Genomic DNA, 9,364 nt, shown 5'->3' with positions numbered 1-9,364 from the left:
GAAAGTCAGCAAAATCGTCAACTTGGCGGACGATATCGCATTGCAGCTCGCGGCGACCGATGTCCGTATCGAAGCGCCGATCCCCGGTAAAGCGGCTGTCGGCATCGAAGTGCCGAACCGGGAAATTTCTTCCGTGGGCTTACGCGAAGTGCTTGCCTGCGACGAATTTCAACACGCCGTCGGCGGCATCGCCGTCGGTTTGGGGGAAGACATTACCGGTCAGCCGGTCATTACCGATCTTGCCAAAATGCCGCATCTTTTGGTAGCGGGTTCTACCGGTTCGGGCAAAAGCGTTTGCATCAATACGCTGGTGGCGAGCATTTTGCTGCGTTCGTATCCCGATGAAGTGAAATTAATTCTGATCGACCCGAAAGTGGTCGAACTTGCGCAGTATAACCATATTCCTCATCTCTTGACACCGGTTGTCACCGATGTCAAAAAAGCGGCGGGCGTATTGCGTTGGGCGGTACGCGAAATGGAAAACCGCTACCGTTTATTCGCCTCCGCCAAAGTGCGCAACATCACCGGCTACAACGAAGCTAATCCGGATTCTCCGTTGCCGCTTGTCGTCATCATCATCGACGAACTCGCGGACTTGATGATGGTCGCGCCGCATGATGTGGAAGATGCGATTGCACGTCTCGCCCAAATGGCGCGCGCGGCAGGGTTGCATCTCGTGCTCGCGACGCAGCGTCCGTCCGTTGACGTATTGACCGGCACCATCAAAGCCAACATTCCGAGCCGAATTTCGTTTGCCGTTTCGAGTCAAATTGATTCGCGCACGATTTTGGATATGGCGGGCGCGGAGAAGTTGCTCGGTAAAGGCGACATGCTTTTCTATCCGATCGGCGCGCCGAAACCGCGACGCGTGCAAGGCGCATTTATTTCCGACGCGGATGTGGAAAAACTGGTAGAATACATCAAAAAGCAAGGGCAACCGGAATATAATGAAACGGTTGTGCAACCGGCCGCGGAAACTGAGGAAGCGCAAGCGCCGCGTTGGGAAGATGAACTTTTGCCCGATGCGATTCGCATGGTCATGGATACCGAACAGGCCTCCGTTTCGATGTTGCAACGTCGTTTTCGCGTAGGCTACACCCGCGCCGGTCGACTGATCGACACCATGGAAAACATGGGGATCGTCGGACCGTCATTGGGCAGTAAAGCGCGGGATATTCTGATGACGAAAGGCGAAGTGGAAGAGTTGCTGGCGCGCTACGAAGGGAACAGCGAGTCATGAACGAAATCGGAGATATTTTACGACGCGCGCGCGAGGAAAAGGGACTGTCGCTTTCCGAGGCGGCGCTTGGTACGTATATCAGCGCGCGCTACCTCGCGGCATTGGAGCGGGAAGAGTACGGAACGATTCCGGGCACGGTGTACATGCGCGGCATGCTGCGCAACTACGGTAACTTCCTCGGTCTGTCGGGGGTAGGACTCGTGGATCGCTACAACGCCGCTATGGGGGAAGAACGTCCGGTGGAACGCGCGTACGTGCCGAGCGTCGGAGCAAAAGATTATTTGGACGTCGCACCGACCGCGCGACCGCAGCGCAAAAAAATGCACCGCAGGCGTCGTAAAAATCGCCCGTTTACACGAGTGGAACAGGGACTTACGGCGCTCATCATCATACTGTTTTTACTGAGTTTGTACTGGATCTTCGGATAACAGCCGCGTCTGCGGCTGTTTTTTTACGCCGCAAGAAAAAATTTACAACCGGCGCCCGCGGCTATTTCTTTCGGCGGAGATGATGAACTGACGAAGATTTGCTGTATAATAGAAGTAATTATGTAAAGGGAGTCGGTATGCGTTTATTACGGATGATTCTGCGCGGTTTCAAATCCTTTGCGGATAAAACGGAAGTGGAATTCGCGCCGGGTGTGACGGCGATCGTCGGTCCGAACGGCAGCGGCAAGAGTAATTTAGCCGATGCGGTGCGCTGGGTGCTGGGCGAGCAAAATATTCGCCAGCTGCGCGGTGAGCAGTCGAGTGACGTGATTTTTGCGGGCACGGCGACCGAACGCGCGAAAGCTTCGGCGGAAGTGACACTCGTTTTTGACAATAGTGACGGCTTTTTTCAAACGGATACGGCAGAGGTGGCGGTGACGCGACGTCTGCTTCGTTCGGGTGCGAGCGATTATTTTATTAATCGTCAAAATTGCCGCTTAAAAGATATTCAACTGTTGCTGGCGGATACCGGTTTGGGTCGGGACTCCTTGGCGGTCATCGGGCAGCAGCGAGTCGATCGGATTTTAATCGGTCGACCGGAAGAACGCAAACTCGTTTTTGAAGAAGTAGCGGGCATTACCCGTTACAAGCTGCGCAAAGAAGAAGGCATGCGCAAATTGCGCGAGGCGGAACGTAATATGGAGCGCGTCAGCGATATTGCGCGACTGCTCGCGCAGGATTTACCGCCGCTGGAAGAAAAAGCGCGGCAGGCGAAACAACGTAATGAGTTGCGCACGCAGGAGGCAAATATCGCGCGCAGTCTCGCATGGAAAGCGTGGCAAACGGCGCAACGTCAACTGACGCGCGCGGAGAAGGAATGGATCGCCGCGGATCAGGCGGCGACGGCGGCGACGACAGAACTTACGCAGCTGGAAGCGGCGGCGCAGGCGCAAACGGAAGCGGATACGAAAGCGCAACAAATGTTGCGTGAAAAAGAGCAGGCGGCCAACACCGCGGCGCAACATTGCGAACATTTACGCAGTGAACTCGCGGTGCTGACGGAGCGCAGTCATCAGCACGCGAAAGAAATGCAGGAAGTGGCGCAGGCGCTGGCGGAAAAGCGGCAGACATTGGAACAGCTTGCGACGGCACAGGCGACGACAGTCGCGGCGATAGCGGCCACGGCGCGGGAACGGGATGAAGCGCAGGCGCGCTTGGCGGAAGGAACGGCGCGGCGCGATCGGTTGCGCGCTGTATTGCAAACGGCCCGTGAACAGGTCGCCGACCGGTTGCGACGTGAGGAAAGGAACGCGGCGGAACAGGAGTTCTTGCAGCAAACGGCGCAGCAATTACAGGCGCGCTGCGCCGAACTTGCGCGTCGCGCGCAAGAGTTGAGCGCACGCAAGGAAACATTACAAACACGTTTGCAGCAGGCGCAAGCGGCACTTGCGACGGCGCAGACGACCGCATCGGAAAGCAGTCGACAACTCACGGAGCAGGAAGAAGTTGTGAACAAACTGCAGGCGCAGCGCGAAGCGGCGCAGGCGGCTAACGCGAAAGCGCGCGAAACATTGCAGACAACGCAAACGCGGTACCAATATTTACAACAGTTAGCCGACAGCTACGAGGGCTATGGCCGCGCGACGAAAGCGGTTCTTGGCGCCACGGAAGCATGGCGCAGTGACTGCTATGGGACGGTGGCGCAACTTTTGCGCGTGCCGAAGGAATATACGACGGCGCTGGATATTGCGTTGGGCGGTACGCAACAGCATCTTGTGATGCGCGACAGCCAAGCGGCGCAGGCGGCGATCCGTTTTTTGCGCCGCACGAAAAGCGGTCGCGTGACGCTGTATCCGTTGGACGAAATACGGCCGCGGACGCTTGCAGATCGCGATCGGGCGATTTTACACGAGCCGGGCGTGATCGGTTTGGCCGCGGCGTTGGTGAAAGCGGAATCTTATTTACAACCGCTGGTTGATTATTTGCTGGGGCGCACGGTGTTGGTGGAAGATCTCGCCACCGGTTCGCGCCTGGCGGCAAAATATCAGCAACGCATTCGTCTGGTGACGCGCGCGGGTGATCTTTTTCAACCGGGCGGCGCGCTTACGGGCGGCAGCACGCGGCGCGCGGAGCTGACATTATTCGGTCGGCAGCAGGAATTATCCGCATTGCGCGCCCAACTGGAAATGCTTGCCGCGCAACCGGAGCGAGAACTGCCGGATATTTCCGCGGCGCTCGCGCGACGGGATGCCTTACAAAATACCGCGCAGACGACGGCCTTGGCGATTGCTTCGCAAACGGCGCAGCTGCAGGCTCTGCGTGACGAATGGAACGGTATCGTGCGCCAGGCGGATGAAATCCGCAGCGCACAAACGCAGACGGCGGACGAATACCGGCTGACGGTAAGCAAGCAAAAAGAACTGACCGTTGCGCCGACAGCAGTCACTGAAACGACAACGGATACGGCCGCTCAGGAAGCGGAGTTGGCTCGCTGCGAGCACGCCTACACCGAAGCGCATGTGGCGTTGGCCACGGTGCAGGCAACGCTGCGGCAACAGGAGCAGGAGAAGGTCCGCCAAACCGAGCAGGAAAAAAATGCGCAGGCGGACATGGAACGGCTTGCGCAACGTGAAAAGGAAATTCAATCGGCGGCCAAAGCATTGAGCGCTTCGCAGGAAACGTTGCAAAAGCAGGCGGATGAGGCGCAGCAAACGGCGCAGACGGCGAAAGTGCAAGCGGACGCGTTTTACGATGCGCACGCGGAACGTTTGAACGCGCAGCAAGCGGAGCAAGAACGGTTGCGCGCCATGCGGGCGCAAGCGACGGAAACGAAAGTGGAAGCGGCGCGACTTCTGGCAAAAAAGGAAGCGGCGCAGGCGGAAATGGAACAGCAGCGCGAACAATTGGCGATGTATGATTTAGATCCGCAGGCCGCGGAGCCTGCGATCGTCGCGGGAACGCAGGCGACGCTGCTTGCCGAACAACGTCGATTATTGACGGAAATCGCGCGCTTTACAGATATTTCCGAGCAGGCGATAGAGGAGTATGAAAGATCGCGTGAGCGCAGCGAGTTCTATACGACGCAGCTCGCCGATTTGACGGCGGCCCGCGATACGTTGCAAAATGTAGTGGCGGAGATTGATCGCACCATGCAGGAACAGTTTGCGGCGGCATTTGAGGTCGTGGCCGCCGAGTTCCAGCGGATTTTCGCCCACCTGTTCGGCGGCGGCGAGGCGCAATTGGTGCTGACAGACGCGGACGAAAATAAGCCCGCCGGCGTAGAAATTATGGTCCGACCGCCGGGTAAAAAACAGCAGGCGCTCTCGCTCTTGTCAGGCGGTGAACGCGCTCTGACGGTCATTGCGTTGCTCTTTTCCTTTATGGCCTATCGGCCGGCGCCGTTTTGTCTGGTAGATGAAATTGATGCGGCGTTGGACGATGCCAATATCAAACGTTTCACACGCTACTTGGAAACGGGGCGCAACGGCTTGCAATTTATCGTCATTACGCACCGCAAACCGACCATGGCGTCCGCGGATCGTCTGCAAGGCGTGACGATGGTGAAGCGCGGGATCTCGCAATTAATTGCCGTCAATTTGAAACAGTATAAGGAGACACCATGAGTTTTTTGGATAAAGTCCGTGCCGGTTTAGAACGCACGAAAAAAAGTTTTGTCAAAAATATGGAAACGCTGGTTATCGGCTATGACGAAATCGACGAAGAATTTCTAGACGATTTGGAAGCCGTTATGCTGACCGGTGATCTCGGCGTGACGGCGACCGACTACTTGCTCGGTGAAATTCGCACCGCGGTAAAAGAAGGTGAAATTCACAGCACGAAAGAAGTCATGCCTTTCCTCGCCAAAACGATGGAAACATGGCTTGCCGTGGATAATGATCCCGCCGCGTTGCCGCATTCGCCGGAGGTTATTTTAATTGTCGGTGTCAACGGCGTCGGCAAAACGACGAGTATCGGAAAGTTGGCGCAGTACTATAAAAACGCCGGTAAAAAAGTTTTACTGGCGGCCGGTGATACGTTCCGCGCCGCGGCGTCCGAACAGCTGACGATTTGGGCGGAGCGTGTCGGTGTACCGATTGTCAAACATCAGGAAGGGGCGGATCCCGCCGCGGTCGTTTATGATGCGTTGGAAGCGGCGTTGGCGCGCAAAAGCGATGTCGTATTGATCGATACCGCCGGACGTTTGCATACCAAAGTGAATTTAATGGGGGAACTCGCTAAAATCAGTCGTGTCGCGGCCAAGTTAGTGCCGGATGCGCCGCACCAAACCTGGTTGGTGCTCGATGCCACCACCGGACAAAATGCAGTGAGTCAGGCGAAAGTATTCGGTCAATCCGTACCGCTCACGGGCGTTGTACTCACCAAACTGGACGGTACCGCGAAAGGCGGCGTGGTGATTTCCGTCAAGGAAGAACTCGGCGTGCCTGTGAAATGGGTAGGACTCGGTGAAGGCGTTGACGACTTGCAGCCGTTTCGTGCGCAAGAATTTGTCGAAGCGCTTTTCGATGATGAAGATAAAACCGCGACGGAAACGACAAAGGTGCGTTTGCGTTAAGGATGCAAGCACCTTGGTCATAGCTCATTGCGGGTAATGTTATAATAAAGAAATAGAGGGGGGCGAACCGTGAAGAATCCGTTACCGCGTCATGCGGATTGGCGCAGCGCCTTACAATATGCCGTTGCCGTACCGCTAATGCCTGCCGACGAGGGCTGGCAACTGGTATTGGAACTGCGAAACCCTCATTTGCGCTCCCATCCCAATGAAGTATCCTTTCCGGGCGGCAGAATTGAAGCCTATGATGCGCATCCCGGTGTGACGGCGCTGCGCGAGATGGCGGAAGAAATCGGCACGCCTTCGGAAAGTTGGGAGTTGCTTGGCGCGTTGCCATTGGCTTACACGGTGAACGGGCGCATGGTAGCGCCATATCTTGCCTTCCGTGAAGATGTCCCGAAATTCGTTTGCAATCCGGCGGAAGTGAATTCCGTGTTTACGGTGCCGTTGCAGTGGCTGATGGAACACGAACCCGTGCGCGTCGAAATGCAGGACGGCGTGCGCCCGGGAGAAAACTTTCCTTATGAACGTGTTACAAGCGTTGTACCCGGATGGACCGGTCGTCAGAAATACGATGTGTATTTCTACACCTACGGCGATTTTACGATTTGGGGATTGACAGCGCGTATCATTAAAAACTTTTTGCAAATTTGTCGAGAACAGGAGATATCATTCGACTTTGATTTTCGGCAATGGAGAGGAGACTTGCCATGAAGACAAAATTGAAAGTGACCGGGATGAGTTGTGAAAATTGCGTGCAATCGGTAACGAAAACATTGCGTGATGTCGAAGGCGTACATGACGCTAAAGTGGACTTGGCTTCCGGCATCGCGGACGTTGATTTTGATGAAACCAAAACCGATGTAGAAGCACTTTGCGCCGCCGTAGACGATATCGGTTTTGATGCGGCAGCGGCGCAATAATGAAACCTAACGGCGTGGCGGCGGTGTTGGATGTGGCACACCGCCGCGTTGTTTGCGTGGGTGCGGGACCGGTGGCGGTCCGTAAATTGCGTAAAGTAATGGGAAAAGCGCAGACGGTCATTGTCATTGCGCCAACGGCGGAGCCGATGATTTGGGATTGGCATGAGGCCGGTCAACTCATCTGGTATTCGCGGACGTTTAGGACAGATGATATTCGCCAAGGTGATATCGTCATTTCCGCTGCAGGGGCACAAGTCAGCGCATTGGTAAAAACCGCGGCGCACGCCAAAGGAGCGTGGCTTAACGATGCGGTCAATGCCGTCGGGGGCGACCTGATGCTGCCGGCTAACTGGGAAAGCGGCAGCCTCACCGGGACGGTGACGTCGCAGGGCGCAACGCCGCGACTGGTCGCGCTGCTCACGCGGGATTTGGAGAAACAGTACGCGGACATCGGTGCGTTTGCCGCGGAACTTGCGCCGTTACGGCAAAAGGTAAGGGAGCTGTTGCCGAAACCAGCAGAACGGCAAGCGTTTTGGCGAACGTACTTGCCCGATGATACCTTGGAACGGATTCGCCGCGGGGAAAAAGAAATCATAAAAGGGGAGATTTTGCATGCAATTGGCCGTCTTGGGGCTGAATCATAAAACGGCGCCTATCGAAGTACGTGAACAATTCGCACTGGACGCGACGCAAGTCCATCAAGCGCTGAACGAGATCTACGGTTTGGCCGAGCTGGATGAAGCGGTACTTTTAGCGACTTGCAATCGTACCGAATTATATGCCGTGGTGGCGGATGATGTTCCGCCGCTGGCAGCGATGCAGAAGCTGTTTGCCAAAATCGGTACTGCGGTTTCACAAGAATATACGTATTACTATAAGGGCGAAGATGCGGTACGCCATCTGTTTCGCGTCGCGGCCGGTATGGATTCGCTCGTTATCGGTGAAGGACAGATTCTCTCGCAAGTGAAAGTGGCTTATTTGACCGCAGTGCGAGTAGGAACGACCGGCACCATCAGCAATATGCTGTTTCAACGGGCGCTCGCGATCGGCAAAAAAATCCGAACGCAAACAAGCATTGCGGATAATCCCGTCTCGGTAAGCTATGCGGCCGTCAAACTCACGCAACAGATTTTCGGTTCGCTCGGGGAACGACGGGCGCTGATTTTAGGTGCCGGAACCATGTCGGAACTGATGGCGAAACATCTCATCGGTCACGGCTTGCAAACGCTGCTGATTGCCAACCGCAGTATGGATAAGGCGGAAATGCTCGCCGAAAAATATCACGGTCGCGCCGTACCGCTGGAAGAACGCTTACGTTGGGCGGGACGTGTGGATGTCATTTTAACGTCGACCGGTGCGAATACGTATTTAATTGATTACGAGCAGGCGGTGGAGTTGATGCATAAGCGTCAGGGGCGACCGCTGGTGATGATCGACATTGCCGTACCGCGCGACATCGATCCGGAAGTCTCTCAAATTGAGGGGATTACTTTATATAACCTGGATGACTTGGAACAGGTCGTCGATGAAAATAAAGAAATGCGAGCGCAGGAAGCGGAAGCGGCGTATCCGTTGCTGGAAGAAGCGGTGGCGGAATTAATGGAAAAATACAGTTATTTTTCCATGCGTCCGTTGATGGCGGCCGTGACCGATCGCTTTGAAATCGTGCGTAAGCGCATTGTGCATCGCGCGTTTGCCAAGTTGCCCGATGTGCAAGATGATGAACGTCGCGTGATTGAGGGCATGTCGAAAGTGCTTGTGCGCAAATTATTACGCGATCCGATGATTCATTTCCGCGAAGTGGCGGGGACAGAGGACGAGAAAATGTATTGGCAAATCCTGGCGGATGTATACCAATTGCCATTACCTGCGGAGGCGCGGCCGGAGGAAACTGACGATGCGAAATGAATGCCAAGTAGGTACGCGCCAAAGCGCGCTGGCACTGTGGCAGACCCGGCATGTGATTACGCTTTTAGAAGCGTTGCCGGCCGCGAAAGGGATCACGTTTACGACAACCAAAGTCAATACGGAAGGGGATCGTAAACTGCAACAGGCCTTGCATACGTTTGGCGGTAAAGGAGCGTTCACGGAAGCACTTGAGGCAAAACTTTTGGACGGCAGCATTGATTTTGCCGTGCACAGCTTGAAAGATATGCCGACCAAGCTGCCGCAAGGTCTTGTGATCGGCGCGATTCCGCAACGG

The 9,364-nt window shown here is 55.6% G+C and carries 8 protein-coding genes and 1 pseudogene; all 9 read left to right on the top strand.

Features of this window, described 5'->3' with window-relative positions; translation table 11 throughout:
• Window positions 1–1,240 (top strand): DNA translocase FtsK (locus KH813_RS04875; RefSeq protein ID WP_303993953.1); only part of this gene is annotated, 1,240 nt, incomplete at its 5' end.
• Window positions 1,237–1,668, top strand: coding sequence for a RodZ family helix-turn-helix domain-containing protein (locus KH813_RS04870; RefSeq protein ID WP_303993950.1), 432 nt, complete (start codon window positions 1,237–1,239; stop codon window positions 1,666–1,668). The genes KH813_RS04875 and KH813_RS04870, both read left to right, overlap by 4 nt.
• 137 nt (window positions 1,669–1,805) lie before the next feature.
• Window positions 1,806–5,291 carry a chromosome segregation protein SMC gene (gene smc / locus KH813_RS04865; protein WP_303993947.1) on the top strand — a complete coding sequence of 1,162 codons (3,486 nt, stop codon included), beginning with the start codon at window positions 1,806–1,808 and terminating at the stop codon, window positions 5,289–5,291.
• Window positions 5,288–6,241, top strand: coding sequence for a signal recognition particle-docking protein FtsY (ftsY, locus tag KH813_RS04860; protein WP_273259975.1), 954 nt, complete (start codon window positions 5,288–5,290; stop codon window positions 6,239–6,241). Before smc ends, ftsY begins: the two co-directional genes overlap by 4 nt.
• A 69-nt stretch (window positions 6,242–6,310) precedes the next feature.
• Entirely contained in the window at window positions 6,311–6,952 is a 642-nt protein-coding gene (locus KH813_RS04855) for a CoA pyrophosphatase (protein ID WP_303993944.1), read from the top strand.
• Window positions 6,949–7,161, top strand: coding sequence for a heavy-metal-associated domain-containing protein (locus tag KH813_RS04850; RefSeq protein ID WP_159823263.1), 213 nt, complete (start codon window positions 6,949–6,951; stop codon window positions 7,159–7,161). Before KH813_RS04855 ends, KH813_RS04850 begins: the two co-directional genes overlap by 4 nt.
• Entirely contained in the window at window positions 7,161–7,805 is a 645-nt protein-coding gene (locus KH813_RS04845) for a bifunctional precorrin-2 dehydrogenase/sirohydrochlorin ferrochelatase (RefSeq protein WP_303993938.1), read from the top strand. The genes KH813_RS04850 and KH813_RS04845 overlap by 1 nt, the downstream gene beginning before the upstream one ends.
• A complete protein-coding gene (gene hemA / locus KH813_RS04840) occupies window positions 7,774–9,069 on the top strand; it encodes a glutamyl-tRNA reductase (RefSeq protein ID WP_303993936.1) in 1,296 nt (431 codons plus the stop codon). The genes KH813_RS04845 and hemA overlap by 32 nt, the downstream gene beginning before the upstream one ends.
• Window positions 9,059–9,364: pseudogene (locus tag KH813_RS04835) on the top strand (hydroxymethylbilane synthase); the annotation flags it as partial. The gene hemA and the pseudogene KH813_RS04835, both read left to right, overlap by 11 nt.

It is taken from the genome of Negativicoccus succinicivorans (assembly GCF_018373335.1).
Lineage (GTDB): Bacteria > Bacillota > Negativicutes > Veillonellales > Negativicoccaceae > Negativicoccus > Negativicoccus succinicivorans_A.
This window is presented reverse-complemented; position numbering and strand designations above follow the sequence as displayed.

Coding starts and splice junctions, on each gene's coding strand:
- KH813_RS04845 (WP_303993938.1), top strand. CDS start 7,161: ATGAAACCTAACGGCGTGGCGGCGGTGTTGGATGTGGCACACCGCCGC.
- hemA (WP_303993936.1), top strand. CDS start 7,774: ATGCAATTGGCCGTCTTGGGGCTGAATCATAAAACGGCGCCTATCGAA.
- KH813_RS04850 (WP_159823263.1), top strand. CDS start 6,949: ATGAAGACAAAATTGAAAGTGACCGGGATGAGTTGTGAAAATTGCGTG.
- ftsY (WP_273259975.1), top strand. CDS start 5,288: ATGAGTTTTTTGGATAAAGTCCGTGCCGGTTTAGAACGCACGAAAAAA.
- KH813_RS04870 (WP_303993950.1), top strand. CDS start 1,237: ATGAACGAAATCGGAGATATTTTACGACGCGCGCGCGAGGAAAAGGGA.
- smc (WP_303993947.1), top strand. CDS start 1,806: ATGCGTTTATTACGGATGATTCTGCGCGGTTTCAAATCCTTTGCGGAT.